The following is a 15375-nucleotide window of genomic DNA, read 5'->3' as shown; positions in this document are numbered from 1 at the left end:
GGGAAGTACAGAAATGACATTGGCACCTGAAGGCCGGAAGCTTTTGCGCGTTGAACAGCGCAATTCCGCTGTCCCGGTGGAGCGGAAGCCGGACTGGATCAAGGCCAAGGTCCAGATGGGCCCGGAGTTCGTCCAGCTCAAGAACCTGGTCAAGAAAGAGGGCCTGCACACGGTGTGCGAGGAGGCCGGCTGCCCCAACATTTTCGAGTGCTGGGAGGACAAGGAAGCCACCTTCCTGATCGGCGGGTCCGAGTGCACGCGCCGGTGTGACTTCTGCCAGATCGATACCGGCAAACCCTCGCCGGTGGACATGTTCGAACCCACCAAGGTGGCCCGCTCCGTGCAGGCCATGCAGCTGCGCTACGCCACCGTCACCGGCGTGGCCCGGGACGACCTCGCCGACGAGGGCGTGTGGCTGTACGCCGAAACGGTCCGAAAGATCCATGAGCTGAACCCCGGCACCGGGGTGGAGCTGCTGATCCCGGACTTCTCCGGCAAACCCGAACACATCGCCGCGATCTGCGATTCCAGGCCCGAGGTGTTCGCGCACAACGTCGAAACCGTGCCCAGGATCTTCAAGCGGATCCGGCCCGCGTTCCGCTACGACCGGTCCCTGGACGTGATCACGCAGGGCAGGAACCTGAGCATGGTGACCAAGTCCAACCTGATCCTGGGCATGGGCGAAACCCGCGAGGAGATCTCCGAAGCGCTCCGGGACCTGCACGAGGCCGGGTGCGACCTGATCACCATCACCCAGTACCTGCGCCCGTCCGAGCGGCACCTGCCGGTGGACCGCTGGGTCAAGCCGCAGGAATTCGTGGACCTCCAGGACGAAGCCAACGAAATCGGCTTCCTGGGTGTTATGTCCGGGCCGCTGGTCCGCTCCTCCTACCGCGCCGGCCGGCTCTGGGCCACCGCCATGCGCAAGAAGGGCCGCGACATCCCCGCCGAACTCGCCCACATCGCCGACGGCATCCAGGACTCCGGCACCACCCGCCAGGAAGCCAGCTCACTGCTCGCCGCCACGGCCTGAGGGTCCCAGCCGCAACGAAGAGCTGACACCCAAAGAAACCTGATGCATAGACAGGACCAATGATGTTCCCCATCAGAATCGAAATCATCCCTTCCGAAGGAATCATTGAGCAGGTCCAGGCCCTGGTGCCCCGGACCACCACGCTCAGCGTCACGTGCCTGCCGCACCACGGCATCGAGCGGACCATGCGCACCGCGGTGGAGGCTGCAGACCTCGGCTACACCGTGGTCCCGCACCTGGCCGCCCGCAGCATCCGCAGCCGTGCCGAGCTCACGGAGATCATCCGTGGCTGCAACGCCGGCGGCATCGGTGAGGTGTTCGTTATCGGCGGCGACCGGAAACAGCCCGCCGGCACCTACGACTCCGCCCTTCCGGTACTGGAAGACATCGCCCAGTACACCGGCGGGACCATGCGGGTCGGGGTGGCCGGCTACCCGGAGGGCCATCCGCTGGCCAGCCCCCTGGACCTGCTGGACGCACTGCTGGCCAAGCAGCACCTGGCCTCGCATGTGGTCACCCAGATGTGCTTCGACGCGGGAAAAATCCATGACTACGCGGCACTCTTGCGCCGCGAAGGCGTACGCCTGCCCCTGTGGGCAGGCGTGGCTGGATCCGTCCCGCGGACGAAGCTCGTGGCACTCGCCACGCAGATCGGCGTCGGAAGTTCCCTGAAATTCCTCAGCCGCAAGGGCCCGCTGGCCCGCAAGCTTCTGAGCGGGGACCGCTACTCGCCAGGCAGCCTGATCACCGGGCTGGAAACACAGCCGGACAACATCGCCGGCATCCACCTTTACAGCTTCAACAGCCTTGCTTCGGCGCAGGACTATGGCGTCCACACAGCGCCGGAACAGGCATCCCCTTCCGCAGCACTCCAGCCAGCATTGATTCGAGGAGCAGCACGTGACCACTAAATCCACTACTTCCCGCCAGGAGCCGCATCTCGAGCGGCAACTCAGCAACAGGCACATCCAGCTGATCGCCATTGGCGGCGCAATCGGCACAGGCCTGTTCATGGGCTCCGGCAAGACCATCTCCGCCGCCGGGCCGTCCGTCATCTTTGTCTACATGATCATCGGCTTCATGCTGTTCTTCGTCATGCGGGCCATGGGCGAACTGCTGCTGAGCAACCTGAACTACAAATCCTTCAGCGACTTCGCGGCCGATCTCCTGGGCCCGTGGGCCGGGTTCTTCACCGGCTGGACCTACTGGTTCTGCTGGGTGATCACCGGCATCGCGGACGTCATCGCGATCGCCGGGTACTCCAAGGAGCTCTGGCCGGGGTTGCCGCTCTGGATCCCGGGCCTGGCCACCGTGGCCATCCTCTTGCTCCTGAACCTCGTCACCGTGAAGGCGTTCGGCGAAACCGAGTTCTGGTTCGCGCTGATCAAGATCATCGCCATCGCGGCGCTGATCATCGTGGGCATGTTCATGATCTTGACGGGCTTCCAGTCCGACGCCGGCCCTGCCACCTTCACGAACCTGTGGAACCACGGCGGCATGTTCCCGAACGAGTTCATGGGTTTTGTGGCCGGCTTCCAGATTGCGGTGTTCGCGTTTGTGGGCATCGAGCTGGTGGGCACCACCGCAGCCGAGGCCAAGGACCCGGAGAAGAACCTGCCCAAGGCCATCAACTCCATCCCCATCCGCGTGCTGCTCTTCTACGTGGGCGCCCTTATCGTCCTGATGTCCGTCACCCCCTGGACCCAGTTCCAGGCCGGCCACAGCCCGTTCATCGCCATGTTCTCCCTGGCTGGCCTCGGCGCCGCAGCCACTGTGGTGAACCTGGTGGTGCTCAGCTCCGCCATGTCCTCGGCCAACTCCGGCATCTACTCCACCTCCCGCATGGTGTACGGGCTTGCCCAGGAGGGCGACGCGCCCTCGGCGTTCGGCGCCCTGTCACGCCGCAAGGTCCCGCAGAACGCCCTCTTCCTCTCCTGCGTCCTGCTGCTCTCCGGCGTGGTGCTGATGTACGCGGGCCAGGACATCGGTAAGGCCTTCGACATGGTGACCACCGTCTCCGCCGTCTGCTTCGTGTTCGTCTGGTCCATCATCCTGGCCAGCTACATCGCGTTCCGCCGCCGCCGCCCGCACCTGCATGAGTCATCCAAGTACCGGATGCCCGGCGGCGTCCCGATGGTGTGGGTGGTGTTCGCGTTCTTTGGCTTCGTCCTCTGGGCCCTGACAACGCAGCCGGACACCCTGCTGGCGCTGCTGGTCACGCCGGTCTGGTTCATCATCCTGGCCGTGGCGTGGCTTGCCATCCGCCGCCGCCCGGCCCACCTGGCCCGCTACGCACAGTTCCAGGCCGATCTTGCCCAGGAAGCGGAAACGTCCAAGGCCAGGGAACTCGAGAAGGTGCAGAAATGAGCACGGCCACCACACTGCCGCCCAGCACTCCCGCCGCCACCCCCGGAACCGATGCCGGGGCACCTGACCCGGCTGCCGCCGTCGAACATGTCCTGACGGTTGACTGCGTTGAATCGCCCGGGATTGTCCACGCGGTCTCCGCGTTCCTGCTGGAGCAGGGGTGCGACATCATCGACATCAAGCAGTATGGCGACAAGGCGCAGGGGCACTTCTTCATGCGGGTGCACTTTTCCTCCGGTTCGCCGGCTGGTGGGCAGCCTGCCGGGCAGGCCGCCGGGCAGCCTCTCCGGCAGCCCGCCGGCACTGAAGACCTCCGCAGCGGCTTCGCCCCTGTGGCGGAGAAGTGGCAGATGAACTGGCAGCTGGAACCCCACGGCCGGAAGCGCAGGGTCCTGGTGATGGTGTCCAAGATGGGGCACTGCCTCAACGACCTGCTGTTCCGGACCCGGACGGGCGACATCCCGGTGGAGATCGTGGCCGTCGTCTCCAACCACCGCGACCAGGAGGGCCTGGTCCAGTGGCACGGCATCCCGTTTTTCCACGTGCCGGTCACCAAGGACACCAAGGTCGACGCCGAAGCGCGCCTCCTGGAACTCGTGGACGCGTTCGACGTGGAACTGGTGGTGCTGGCCCGCTATATGCAGGTCCTGAGCGACGAGCTTTCAGCCAGGCTGGCGGGCAAGACCATCAACATCCACCACTCGTTCCTGCCGAGCTTCAAGGGCGCGAAGCCCTACCACCAGGCGTACGAGCGCGGCGTCAAGACCGTGGGTGCCACTGCCCACTACGTCAACGCGGAACTGGACGAGGGACCGATCATCTCGCAGCAGGTCATCGAGGTGGACCACACCTACACCGCCGATGACTTGGTGGCCGTGGGCCGGGATGCTGAGTGCGTGGCGCTGCGGAATGCCGTCCGCTGGCACTGCGAGGGCCGGATCCTGCTGCTGGGCAACCGCACAGTCGTCCTGCGGTAGGCGGAAGCGAACGACGGCGGGATGCCCCGCCGTCGTCCGCTTTGCCTTGGGCGGGTGGACCGGTTGTTGACCTCTCCACCTGCAAGCGGCAACGATTGGGTATGACTGACTCCGGAGCTGATACCGCAGGTGCCCCTTTCGACGACGACGGCGCGGCGGAGGTTGACGGCGTTGAGACTGCCGAAAGCATCGCGGACGAGGTCCGTGACGAGATCCGCCTTGGCCACGTGCAGGATGAGGTGAGCCACGTGCTGGAGGAGCGTTTCGAAGAGGCGGGCATCGACCTGCGTCCGGAAGCGGTGGACGAGCTCGCTGAGGAAATCGAAAAGGACGCCTCGAGTTAGGCGGGTTTCCCTGAAGGGCTGTGCGGGCCGGAAACGGCGGGTAACAACCTGGGTTAGTGCGCTGGCCGTGTTGGGCGCATGGCTTTCGAAGTCATACCGGTGATCCAGGTGGCCCGCACTGTCGAGTGTTGCGGGCGGGTTTTGCCGAGGAATTAACTAGGGCCAGTCGGCCAGGCGGAACTGCACCGGCTGCCGGATTCCGAGCAGGAGTTCGCCCGTCCATTCGGCCACGGTCCGCTGCCGGCCCTCCGGTTCAGGGCTGGGCTGCTGCTGCGGGTCCTCGGATAGGGTCTCTGGCAGGGCGTTGCTTGAGCTTTTCATGGGTCCCCCTTGGTGTGCTTGTGAAGCAACCCTAGGCAGGCCGCAATGCCATGGGAAGAGGGTTTATCTACCGACAGGATAAACTTCGCAAATCTTGAGGATGGCCCGGCGTGTCCCCGCCTTCCGGGCGTTCGGGCTGCAGTCTCGAGTTGCCCCGTTGGGATGCCGCCGTGGGCAGCCTCGCCGGATCATCCCCACGTCGCCGCACCCCGCCATAGCAAGCGGGCGACGGCGGGAGGCCCCGTCGTCGCCCGCTTGCTGGCTGTCATCCTTGGTACGCTGACTTGTCCTCGGGGGTGTGTTGGTTAGTCCTCGTAGGTGTTGGCGATGTAGACATCGCAGGGGGCGTTGTGCGCCACGCTGTTGGCCACGCTGCCCAGGAGGCGGCCGATGCCGCGCATCCTCCGGTTGCCCACCACGATCAGCCGGGCGTCCAGGCGGATGGCCTCCTTGATGAGGGAATCGGCCGGTTTGCCGCGGGCGGCGAAGTGGGTGACCTCCACTCCCGGCCGCGTATCGGACAGTGCTTTGGCGACGTTTTCGGCGGCCTCGGAGTTCCAGACCCTCACCTCGTCCGAACCGACGCCGAAGCTCTCGGAACGGTCGACGTCGAATGCGGTCACCACGTGCAGCGAAGCTCCCAGCGATTTCGCCAGGTCCAGCGCTTTTTCCGCGGCCTTCAATGCCGACGGGCTGCCATCCACTCCAACTACCACTACTCCACTCATTACTGGCTCCTTTGCTCGTGCGTAGTTTCAGCGTTCACTGTTTCAGCGTTCACTCGCAAGTCTAGGGAAGATCGGGCTGAAGCCCCCAGGTCAATTTGCCGATGGCATCGCTCTGGAGCCCGCTGAGGGCTGCGAGCCCGAAGTCGTCCACTCCGAGCCGGCGCGCCGCGGCCAGGAGGTTCACCCGCCGCTCCTCAAGTGCCGCCTTCGATTCCCCGAGCTCCGTTAGCTCTGACTGCAGTTCCGCGATAACGGCCAGCCGGTGTTCGGCAGGCATTCCGGACGGCAGCAGGTCATCCGAAGCCATTGAAGGCCAGCGAGCTCATCAGCCTGTACAACGCCGGTGGAACCACCATCGACCTGTGCAACCTGACGGACGGCCTGAAGTCCAAGGGCCTTCTGGTGGAACAGGAACAATCGCACCAGCCCAGCCGCCACGGGAATGGCCCTGCGGCGGCTTTGCTGTGCTGTTAGCCGTGGGCGTGAAGGATGCGCGTCAGGGCGTCTTCTCCTGGGGAGAGCCTGGTGTAGGCGTAGTCCGGCGGCCGGCCGGTGACGGGCTCCAGTTGCCGGGGCCAGTGGGGTGGTTCCCAGTCTTGGTGTTCGCTTGTGTAGTGGCGGCCGGTGGGTGAGGTCCAGCCGGGTGGTCCGGTTGTGGTGGCGGGGGTGGGTTTCCAGCCGCTGGTGTGGCGGAGTTTGTGGTGTTTTGGGCAGGGCTGGCCCAGGTTGCTGATTCCGGTGGTGCCGCCTTGGTGCCAGGCGAGGAGGTGGTCGGCTTCGTTGTCCAGGGAGCTGTTGCTGCAGCCGGGGAAGGGGCATTTTCCGTCCCTGAGCCTGAGCCAGGTCCGCATCGCCTTGGTTATCCGGTAGCTGGTGCGGCCGATTTCCATTGGTGCCCCGTCCCGCGGGTCAACCAGTATCCGGTGGAACGAGTCCGCCCCGCCGGCGACGAGGTCCCGTGCCATGGAGGCCGGGATGGGGCCGTGCCCGTCCAGCACTGCGGGCTCGTCCGTGAGGCCCATCAGGGAGAATACCGGCACGGTGACCAGCACCTCGGCCCGGGTACCGCTGCCCCCGCTGTTGCTGCTGGTGGTGCCGCTGGTGAGAAGTGCTTCGGCGAAGGTGTCTGCCCGGAGCTGGGACAGGGTGCGGGCCTCGTCCGGTCCCTGCATCCCCCGGGAGATGGCGGTCAGCCGGTTCCAGGCGGCTGCGGCTTGGTGGGCGGGCAGGTAGGCGGAGAGCCAGGCCATGCCGTCCTGGTCCGGCCGGTATTCGACCCGCCGGTCAGCCACGCCCTTGGCGTGCCGCTTCTCGATGGATTCGGCGTGGTGGCGTTCCCGCCACGTCCGGGCTTTCGCGCGGAACCGGTACGCCGGCATCTCGCCAATGGAGGCGGCATTGGGCAGTCGTGGTGTGTCCGGGGCCAAAAAGTGGGCTTCGAGGGCGGCGGCCCCAGCGGGGTCAAGGGTTGCGGCCTCGTCCACCATGACTGTGGCGTGCTGCCAGGAGATTGTTCCGTTGTGCAGGGCTGCGAGGGTCCGGGGCAGGGAGGTGGCGAGGGCGTGGGACCGGGCCAGCAGGGCGCCCGCGGCCCGGTCCCCGATGGCCATGACACAGCTGATCTCGGCTGCGATCGCCATTTCCTGCGCCTGTACCGGGGCGTCCGGCGGGGCTGCGGCCCGTGCGGTGTTGGCGTATGTCCCTGCGGCGTTGGCCACTAGACCCGCTATCCGGGCCTGGACCCCGGCGGCCCAGGCAAGGATGTCCAGGCACCCGTCGGCTAGCCCGGCCAGTGGGTCAGCGCCGGAGAACGGCTCCGAACCGCACCCATCCGCTTCCGCATTGAGCACAGCAAGAGCAGCGTTGATGTCCTCAAACGCCTTCACCACCGCCGCCTTACCCATAAACCCATCATGGCCGGAGGGTCTGACATTTAAGGCGTTGGGCAGAGCACCGCCCGTCCTGCCGGTGCAAAACTATTCCGGGCCGGGAACGGGCGCATACGGTATGGCGGGTTGCGGGCGCTGCGCGGGAACTGGAGGCCAAGGCGCCTTCTGAACTCGCGTCCAGGGGAGCCTAAAGCCGGCCTTTGGCGAGCAAACTGGCAAAGGCCACCGGCAGCCTGTCCGCGCTGCCGTGGCTAAGCCGATCAGCCGGCCGCAGGGAAGTCGTCCGCTCCGGCAGCTGCTAGCGCCGCGAACCGGCACTGGCCAGAGGGATGACGTCCAGCCGCGCCGCCGGGCCCAGAACCACCAAAACGTGGTGGGCCATTACGCCTTCCAGCGCCGCAGCGATCCGCGGAATGACGTCCTCGGCCGGGGCCGAAGTTTCCGCCACGGAAGCAGCCCCGCCGGAAGCAGCCCCGCCGGTACCAGCACCCGACGCGGGAACAGCGGAGGCGCCGTCGTCCGCGCGCAGCCACAAGGTGACCCTGGCGCCGCCGGTGGCTTCAGCGATGCCTGCGGCCAAGGCCTCGGCGTCTGCTGGTTGCGCGGTTACCAGCGTGACCGCGTCGATGGTGCGCGTCCTGGCGGGCCGCGCAGCGGCGAGGAGGACACGGTCGTGCCGCCACAGGGCGAAGTGGTAGCCGGCCACGAGGCCCGCGGCCACCAGGAGCCCGAAGGGTGCGCGGATGCGGTCCAGGAGGCTGCCGCCGGTGACGTCCCCGAGCAGGAATTCGAAGAGCCGGTAGCCGATCACCAGGAGCGTGACGAGTGCAACCACTGCGCTGACACCGAAGAAGGCAATGAGGTAGATGCGGCGGCCGGGCGGAATGTCCTCGGCAGTCCGCGGCTGCTTCAGGGGCTTCCACGCCAGCCACCAGACCGGTCCGCCCACCAGGAGGGAACTGATGCCGCCAAGCAGCAGGGTCCGCGTGGCCCCTCCTGCCAACGGCGACACGGCCGCAGCCAGCAGCGCGTTGACAACAACACCCACCCCTGAAGCGGCCGCAGCGAGGGCAACTGCCGACGTAACCAGGAGGCTCGCCCGCATGGTGCCGGGGGAGCGGCGGACCGAGACGGCGCGGTGATACCGCCACACCAGCGCCCCCACCAGCGCCCCGGCCATGGCGGGGCCCAACGGCTCAAGCAACTCGCTCATGGGGTTGTTCCGGTCGAACGCCAGCCGCAGGAGCACAAACACCACCACGCCGGCGCCGCCAAGGGCAGTGATGCCGGCAGCGAAAATCCCGACGGCGATCATGATGACGTCAACAAGGCCCGTTTGGAAACGCCGCCCGCCCTCCCTGAACCAGTGCCACCACCACACGACCGCCCCGCCCGCCGCCCACACCAGTGAACGGAGCACGGAGTACCACCAGGGCTCGACCGTGACGGTCAGCGGGAAACCGCGGACCGCGACATCGAGCAGCCCGCCCAAGGCTGCGATGCCTGCGCCGGCACCGAGCAGCAGGCCGAACACGGACCCGACGACGGTCCTCACGTCGTCCAGGTGCGCCGTGGGCTTCTTCGGGTGCTTCCACATCCAAAGGTGCCAGGCCCAGATGGCCGCCCAGACAATGCTGTTGGCGAGCGTGGGCGCCCAATCGTTGCCCCGCTGCCCAATGAATGAGGTTGCCAGCCCCAGGAAGGAGGTGGTGAAGATGATGAGTGAGATGCCGTACATGGCGGTGATGTACAGGCCCCAGCCGCCGGAAGTGCGTTCGGCCTCGTCGTCGAGCCGCCGCCAGACAAACCACCACAAAAGCAGGGCGAGTGGTCCGCCGATCAGGGTGAATGCCAACGATTGGGCCAGTCCGGCCACGTCCGTGGAGGCCAGGACAGCCCCCGAGGTGAACAGGCGTTCGAGCAGCCCGCTGAGGCCGGAAGCCGCGATCACCACCAGGGCAAGCAGAAGGGCGTACTGGATCAGCCGGCGCAGGGCGACCTGGGCGTGGCCCGACGCCGGGGCCGCCAGCTGCGCGGGGGAGGTCATGGCTTCACCGGCATTCCCGAGCAGGCCATCAGCGGGTAGGGCGCCTGGCTGATCTTCCAGTTCCCGTCCGCCTTCACCAGGGTAAAGATGTCCTCCATCTCGTACTCGGAGGGGCCGAACGGCGCTCCCTGGCTCGAGTTGACGATGGATACCTTCACGGTGGCTGACTGGTCCCGCTCCGTCGCCGACACCAGGACAACCCTGGTGGGCCGGGGCTCGCCCGAGAAGGAGCCGCGGCATTCTGTCCGGGCGGAATCGGTGAGGTAGGTCTCTGCTGTGGTGATGTCGCCGTCGATCACCGCCGTACTGTACCGCTGGACGACGCCTGCCGGGCTGGCCTCGTCCAGCGGTTCCGGGGCTCCGCGGGAAAACACCACGGCAAGGGCCACCACCACCAAAACGCCGATGATGCCTAGCAGCACGAGGATGATCCTGTCGGGTTTTCGCGCTGCATCAGTCATGGCGCAAGTATGCCCGCTCCTGGCCGGATCCTGGTGGAGTCTTTAGGCCCGACTCTTCCTGTTCACCGTCCCGCAACCGGGGGGTCCTCAGGTGTTCTTGCGCGCCGACAAGTCTTTTCAGGCACACCTGCCCCAACCCAACAGCCGGGCAGTGAATCCCCACAGCTGTACCAAGGAGAACTTCGTGTTCGTGAAAAGCGCCATCACCGCCCTCGTTGCCCTGGCCTCCCTGACAGGGACCGCCGCAGCCCCCTCGGCCGCAGCCTCCTCGGCCGTAGCCCACACGTCCAGCCCTTCACCCGTCCTGGGACAGCCGCTGGCCGCCGCCCATGCCCACAACGACTACGAGCATGACCGCCCCTTGTTCGACGCCCTGGAGCACGGCTTCACCAGCGTGGAGGCCGACGTATGGTTGGTGGACGGCGAACTGCTGGTGGCGCACGACCTTGAGGACGCGAAGGCCGGCGTCACGCTGGAAAGCCTCTACCTTGACCCGCTGGAAGACCTGGTCCGTGGCCAGCAGGGCCACAGCGTGTACCCGGGCTGGAACGGCAGCCTGCAGCTCCTCATCGACATCAAGAGCGAAGGTGAAGCCACCTACGCCGCCATCGAGCAGGAGCTTGCTGAACACCGCGACATCATGAGCCGCTACAGCCAAGGCAAAACCAAGACCGGTCCCGTCACCGCGGTGATCAGCGGAAACCGTCCCCTCGCCACGATGCAGGCGGAGGACCAGAGGTTCGGGTTCTACGACGGCCGCGCGAGCGACCTCAGCTCCGGGATGCCCGCCACCCTGATGCCGCTGGTCAGCAACAACTGGACGAAGCTCTTCACCTGGCAGGGCGTCGGCCCTATGCCGGAGCTGGAGCGGGCCAAGCTGCACGCCTACGTGGCGACCGCGCACGCCAACGGCTACCGCGTCCGCTTCTGGGCAACCCCGGACCAGGCCGGCGACGCCCGCGACGCCGTCTGGAACGAGCTCTACAACGCCGGCGTGGACCACATCAACACGGACGACCTTGAGGGGCTGCAGCAGTTCTTGACGGCCCGCACGCAGTAACCGCCGGCAGTAACCGCCGGCAGTAACCACCCCGCGCCAGCAGACAGGAAACATCGTGGCTTTGAAGACCCTTGCAACCACAACGACGACGGCGGCCCTCCTTGCGCTCGGCCTCCTGGCCTCCCAGCCGGCAAACGCCGCCGACAACGCCCCCAAGAATGCCGACGGGCACGAAGCCTTCAGCTTCGGAGTCATCGGCGACATCCCCTACGGCGAACAGGAAATCGCGAAGTTCCCGGCCCGCATCCAGGACCTCAACGCGGACCGCAGCCTCGATTTTGTGGCCCACGTCGGTGACATCAAGAACGGATCGTCCGTCTGCTCGGACGGGTACTTTGCCTTCATCCGGGAACAGTTCGACACGTTCGAGCTCCCGCTGGTGTTCACGCCGGGCGACAACGAGTGGGTGGACTGCCACCGCACCAACAACGGCGCCTACAACCCGCTCGAGCGTCTGGACAAGCTGAGGGAAGTGTTCTTCAACGAACCCGGCAAGACCCTCGGCGCCACCATGCCGGTCAAGTCCCAGGAGGCCCTCGGGCTTCCGGAAAATGTCCGCTTCACCGAGAACCGGGTTGCCTTTTCCGTGGTGAACGTCCAGGGCAGCAACAACTCGCTCCAGCCGTGGAGCGGCCTCGGCAAAACTGCCGTGACGCCCGAACAGCAGGCCGAAGTCGAATACCGCACGGAAGCAGTCCTGGACCAGATCCGCGCCACTTTCAGTGACGCCGCCCGGCGCAACGACAGGGCAGTGGTGCTGATGGCCCAGGCCGACATGTTCGATCCCTCGCTGCTGGCTGCCGCCACCGCCAACCCGGCGGCAGTTTCGGGCTTCCGGGAGATCGTGGACGCCATCGTTGAGGAAACGAACCGGTTCGACGGCCCGGTGTACCTCATCAACGGAGACAGCCACGTCTTCGCCGAGAACCAGCCCCTGGCGCCGGGGTCGCCGTGGCTGGATATCTACGGCCAGGATGCGGCAGCTGATGATCTTCAGCGAATCACGGTGGACGGCTCTGCCAACGCCACCAACTATGTGCGGTTCACGGCGTCGGGGAACAGCGCGGCCGGGCCGGTCCTGTCATGGGAAAAGGTTCCCTTCACGCAGTAGTCCCACACCACTGGAGCGGACGACGGCGGGACCTCCCGCCGTCGTCCGCTTGCCTTGTGGAGGGGTGCTGTGACGAAGCCTGCCCGCCCTGTTCAATGCCCTTGTTTCAGGTGGTTCTGCAGGACGTAGACGGTCCGCTGGGCGCACTGCTTGATCCGCCGGAGGTGGTCCGCCGCGACCAGCGGCAGGGCGACGGCCGGGTCCGTGCTCGCGGCCTCGCGGCGCAGGGACTGTTCAAGTTCGGCGGCATACGCTGCCAGCCTCTCCGCCCCCACCATCTGGCTGGAGGTCTTCAGGCTCAGCACCGCGTCCATGGAACCCGTCACGTCGCCGGTAGTGAGCGAAAGGCGCACTTTCTGCAACCGTTGGGGCATCTGCGCGATGAAGTTCTCCACGAAGACCTTCCACACTCCCTCGTCATCCTCGAGATCGTCGCGCAGGCGCTCCAGCACTGCGGGGTCCAGGAGTGGCCGGGCATAGGCGTCCGGCTGCGTCACCGGAGGGCCTCCGTGCCATTCATGACCGCCCCCTTCACAGCCGGAACACCCGCGGTGTTTTCCCGCAGGGCTTTTGAAGGACGGTACGTGCAGTCAGGGTGGAGGGCACGAGTGGTGGGTACTCGATTTTTCGCGCGTACTGTTCGCGCCCGCCGGCATCGTCGGTCCTTGCGCACCTCCGGTAGCCTGATGCAATGGTGGGTGGAATTGCCGAATTGGGTGCAGAGGCCATCCTGCTTGCCGGAGCAGGGCGGGCCATTCTGCTGCAGCTTGCCGAACCCGGGGTGGCGCGCGGCGTCGCCGAGCACAGTACGTTTACCGACCGCCCCGTCAACAGGCTCAAGGGCACGCTGACCTATGTCTATGCCGTGGTTTACGGCACCGACGAGCAGGTGAGGGAGGTCCGGCGCAGGGTGAACCGTGCCCACGTCCCCGTGCACGGGACCGCCGACGGCAGGTCACCCGGCTACAACGCCTACGATCCCGAGTTGCAGTTGTGGGTGACGGCCACGCTCTACGACACCGCCGTGACCATCATCGAGAAGATCTACGGACCGCTCGACGACGAATCCGCCGACGCCATGTACCGCGACTACGCGAAGCTTGGGACAGCCCTCCAGCTGCCCGAGCAGATGTGGCCCGAGGACAGGGCGGCGTTCGCCCGCTACTGGGACGGGCGGATCCGCGCACTCCGGGCCGACGAGAATGCGGTGCGCTTTGGCCGGGGCCTGCTGTACCCCAGGCATGCAGCGCTGTGGTACCGCGCCATCATGCCGTTCGCCAGGTTCCTCACGGCGGGCCTCCTGCCGTACCAGTTGCGCAGCGATTTCGGCCTGCCATGGAGCGACAGCCGTGAGCGGCGCTTCAAGCGCACCTTCCAGATCCTGGCCGTGACCTATCCGAAGCTGCCCCAGGGCATCCGGCACTGGTTCAAGGACTACTGCCTGGACCAGCTCAAAACCCCGTCCCGCCAGGCAGTGGATGCGTAGCTCCACACCGCTGGAGGACCGGCTCCACGAACGCGCCCGCGGAACAAGGTAAGGTTGCTTACTAACTTCTGATCTCCCGCAGGGAAGGGCCAAACGACATGGCTGCAGGCAAGAATCCGCCCCACACAGCTGCGGCCCAGACAGGGGTTAAAGGCGAAGTCCACCAGGACCGCTTTGTCGGCGGGCAGGACCTCACCCGGTGGGATACCCGGCCCGGCCGGCTCCTGGCGTCCATGGCCCAACGCATCAGCCGCCTGTTCGGGTCCCATGCGGTGCTGGTCCTCACCTTGGCTGTCGGGGCGGCGCTGGCGGTGTCGTTGGCCGCGGTTTTTGCGCAGGTCTACGAATCCGTCGTCGAAGCCGATGGCGTGGCCGGGCTCGACCATCCCGTCCTGGACGGCGCAAAAACGCTCAGGTCTCCGGGCCTGGACCTCCTCATCACCGCCTACACGGACATTGGCGGAACTGTCGGCATGCCAGTGCTGGCCTTGGCCGTCATGGCCGGGCTCGCGTTGAAGCGCCGGTCCCTGACCCCTGTCATCCTCATGCTCGTTGCCGGGCTGGGTTCACTGCTGATGACCATCGCGGGCAAAGAACTGGTGGGCAGGACCAGGCCGGACCTGGCAGATGCCGTCCCGCCCTACGAGTACTCGGCCTCATTCCCCAGCGGCCACTCCCTGAACTCGGTGGTGATCGCCGGGATCGTGGCTTACCTGGTTATCCTCCGGCTCACCACGGCCAGCGCCCGGGTACTTACGGCAGTGGTGGCGGCGGTTTTTGCGGCGACCATGGGGCTAAGCCGCGTCTACCTCGGCCACCACTGGCTTACCGACGTGCTGGGCGCGTGGGCACTTGGAGCGGCCTGGCTGGCCCTGGTAATCACTGCCCACCGCCTCTACCTCACCACCCGGGTGCACCCAGCGGCCCAGGCTCCGGCGTCCAACCCCTGACCCGCCCAGCCATACCCTGCCCTGCTAATCCGCAGCGTGCCCAGGGACAGGCCGCCCCATGCCCAACCAGGTAGCGCTAAGTGTCGTTTTGAAGGGTCAAAACGACAATTAGCGCTACTTAGTTGGGAGGGGTCAGCTGATGAGGACCTGGGTGGAGCTTTCCTTGAGCTTGGCGTTGGCCCACTTGGCCTGGCGGAGCGTTTCCGGGTGGCACCTCTTCGCCACCTCAAGCAGGCCGGTGTGCTTGATTCCCTGTGCGGCCTGCGCCAGCATCTCCCAGTCCAGGGATACCCCGGAGGCCTTGAGGTAGATTTCCCGCAGGTCCTGCAGCAGGAGCAGCCCGGCGTCCTTGTCGCGTCCCAGGAGTTCGCTGCCCTTCTCCCGCAGCTTCATGCCCACGTTGCTTTCATCCGCAGGCTCCGGATCCAGGTCCTGGCCGTAGTCGTTTGCGACGGCGGCCAACTGCCGGAGGTGGTCCCGCGACCAGTCCGCCAGGTCGCGGGCCAGGTAAAAGACTTCGTGGTCCACCTTGTGGCGTTCCGAAACGTGCAGCAGTGCGTGCACCAAGTCTGTCTCGGAACGGTGCAGTTCTTTCAGGACC

The 15375-nt window shown here is 66.3% G+C and carries 18 protein-coding genes; 10 read left to right on the top strand and 8 right to left on the bottom strand.

Features of this window, described 5'->3' with window-relative positions; all coding sequences use genetic code 11:
• The first annotated feature begins 13 nt into the window (after window positions 1-13).
• The 5 genes from lipA (at window position 14) to KTR40_RS16070 (ending at window position 4721) form a co-directional block, all read left to right on the top strand.
• Window positions 14-1033, top strand: coding sequence for a lipoyl synthase (lipA, locus tag KTR40_RS16090; protein ID WP_228404373.1), 1020 nt, complete (start codon window positions 14-16; stop codon window positions 1031-1033).
• Window positions 1034-1092: 59 nt separating this feature from the next.
• Window positions 1093-1944, top strand: a complete 852-nt coding sequence (locus KTR40_RS16085) for a methylenetetrahydrofolate reductase (protein WP_228404372.1) — start codon at window positions 1093-1095, stop codon at window positions 1942-1944.
• Window positions 1934-3400 carry a D-serine/D-alanine/glycine transporter gene (gene cycA / locus KTR40_RS16080; protein WP_139030450.1) on the top strand — a complete coding sequence of 489 codons (1467 nt, stop codon included), beginning with the start codon at window positions 1934-1936 and terminating at the stop codon, window positions 3398-3400. The genes KTR40_RS16085 and cycA overlap by 11 nt, the downstream gene beginning before the upstream one ends.
• On the top strand, window positions 3397-4377 hold the full coding sequence (gene purU / locus KTR40_RS16075) for a formyltetrahydrofolate deformylase (RefSeq protein WP_228404371.1): 981 nt from the start codon (window positions 3397-3399) through the stop codon (window positions 4375-4377). Before cycA ends, purU begins: the two co-directional genes overlap by 4 nt.
• 101 nt (window positions 4378-4478) lie before the next feature.
• Window positions 4479-4721 (top strand): hypothetical protein, encoded by a 243-nt coding sequence (locus KTR40_RS16070; protein WP_139030448.1) that lies wholly within the window; start codon window positions 4479-4481, stop codon window positions 4719-4721.
• 156 nt (window positions 4722-4877) lie between these two features.
• On the opposite strand, the gene KTR40_RS16065 is transcribed toward KTR40_RS16070, so the two are convergent.
• From KTR40_RS16065 to KTR40_RS16055, 3 genes are all read right to left on the bottom strand, one after another.
• Window positions 4878-5042: a hypothetical protein gene (locus KTR40_RS16065; protein WP_228404370.1), complete on the bottom strand. Its 165-nt coding sequence runs from the start codon at window positions 5040-5042 to the stop codon at window positions 4878-4880.
• Between the two features lie 305 nt (window positions 5043-5347).
• Window positions 5348-5770, bottom strand: a complete 423-nt coding sequence (locus tag KTR40_RS16060) for a universal stress protein (RefSeq protein WP_139030447.1) — start codon at window positions 5768-5770, stop codon at window positions 5348-5350.
• A 61-nt stretch (window positions 5771-5831) separates the two neighbouring features.
• A complete protein-coding gene (locus KTR40_RS16055; RefSeq protein WP_228404369.1) occupies window positions 5832-6077 on the bottom strand; it encodes a hypothetical protein in 246 nt (81 codons plus the stop codon).
• Between KTR40_RS16055 and KTR40_RS16050 the strand changes: the two genes are divergently transcribed.
• Complete coding sequence (locus KTR40_RS16050; protein WP_228404368.1) at window positions 6077-6244, top strand: hypothetical protein; 168 nt, start codon at window positions 6077-6079, stop codon at window positions 6242-6244. The genes KTR40_RS16055 and KTR40_RS16050 overlap by 1 nt on opposite strands.
• On the opposite strand, the gene KTR40_RS16045 is transcribed toward KTR40_RS16050, so the two are convergent.
• The 3 genes from KTR40_RS16045 to KTR40_RS16035 all read right to left on the bottom strand — a co-directional run bounded on the left by KTR40_RS16045 (window position 6241) and on the right by KTR40_RS16035 (window position 10167).
• Entirely contained in the window at window positions 6241-7674 is a 1434-nt protein-coding gene (locus KTR40_RS16045; RefSeq protein ID WP_228404367.1) for an HNH endonuclease signature motif containing protein, read from the bottom strand. The two genes, KTR40_RS16050 and KTR40_RS16045, sit on opposite strands and share 4 nt — an antisense overlap.
• Window positions 7675-7957: 283 nt before the next feature.
• A complete protein-coding gene (locus tag KTR40_RS16040; RefSeq protein WP_228404366.1) occupies window positions 7958-9706 on the bottom strand; it encodes a DUF5671 domain-containing protein in 1749 nt (582 codons plus the stop codon).
• Window positions 9703-10167: a hypothetical protein gene (locus tag KTR40_RS16035; RefSeq protein ID WP_139030441.1), complete on the bottom strand. Its 465-nt coding sequence runs from the start codon at window positions 10165-10167 to the stop codon at window positions 9703-9705. Before KTR40_RS16035 ends, KTR40_RS16040 begins: the two co-directional genes overlap by 4 nt.
• 184 nt (window positions 10168-10351) lie before the next feature.
• Between KTR40_RS16035 and KTR40_RS16030 the strand changes: the two genes are divergently transcribed.
• Both KTR40_RS16030 and KTR40_RS16025 read left to right on the top strand, forming a co-directional pair.
• A complete protein-coding gene (locus tag KTR40_RS16030) occupies window positions 10352-11227 on the top strand; it encodes a phosphatidylinositol-specific phospholipase C/glycerophosphodiester phosphodiesterase family protein (RefSeq protein WP_139030440.1) in 876 nt (291 codons plus the stop codon).
• Between the two features lie 55 nt (window positions 11228-11282).
• A complete protein-coding gene (locus tag KTR40_RS16025) occupies window positions 11283-12338 on the top strand; it encodes a metallophosphoesterase (RefSeq protein WP_139030439.1) in 1056 nt (351 codons plus the stop codon).
• Window positions 12339-12430: 92 nt separating this feature from the next.
• Here the strand turns inward: KTR40_RS16025 and KTR40_RS16020 are convergent, their stop codons facing one another.
• Window positions 12431-12835 (bottom strand): Hpt domain-containing protein, encoded by a 405-nt coding sequence (locus KTR40_RS16020; RefSeq protein WP_139030438.1) that lies wholly within the window; start codon window positions 12833-12835, stop codon window positions 12431-12433.
• Between the two features lie 194 nt (window positions 12836-13029).
• Here KTR40_RS16020 and KTR40_RS16015 point away from each other — a divergent pair, with 194 nt between their 5' ends.
• Both KTR40_RS16015 and KTR40_RS16010 read left to right on the top strand, forming a co-directional pair.
• Entirely contained in the window at window positions 13030-13824 is a 795-nt protein-coding gene (locus KTR40_RS16015; protein ID WP_139030437.1) for an oxygenase MpaB family protein, read from the top strand.
• A gap of 98 nt (window positions 13825-13922) precedes the next feature.
• Window positions 13923-14774: a phosphatase PAP2 family protein gene (locus tag KTR40_RS16010; RefSeq protein ID WP_139030436.1), complete on the top strand. Its 852-nt coding sequence runs from the start codon at window positions 13923-13925 to the stop codon at window positions 14772-14774.
• 132 nt (window positions 14775-14906) lie between these two features.
• On the opposite strand, the gene KTR40_RS16005 is transcribed toward KTR40_RS16010, so the two are convergent.
• Complete coding sequence (locus tag KTR40_RS16005; RefSeq protein WP_228404365.1) at window positions 14907-15338, bottom strand: hypothetical protein; 432 nt, start codon at window positions 15336-15338, stop codon at window positions 14907-14909.
• Window positions 15339-15375 lie beyond the last annotated feature (37 nt).

This window comes from Pseudarthrobacter sp. L1SW (assembly GCF_020809045.1).
In the GTDB taxonomy this organism is placed as follows: domain Bacteria; phylum Actinomycetota; class Actinomycetes; order Actinomycetales; family Micrococcaceae; genus Arthrobacter.
Note: the sequence above shows the minus strand (reverse complement) of the source record. Positions and strands in the feature narration are given on the sequence as shown.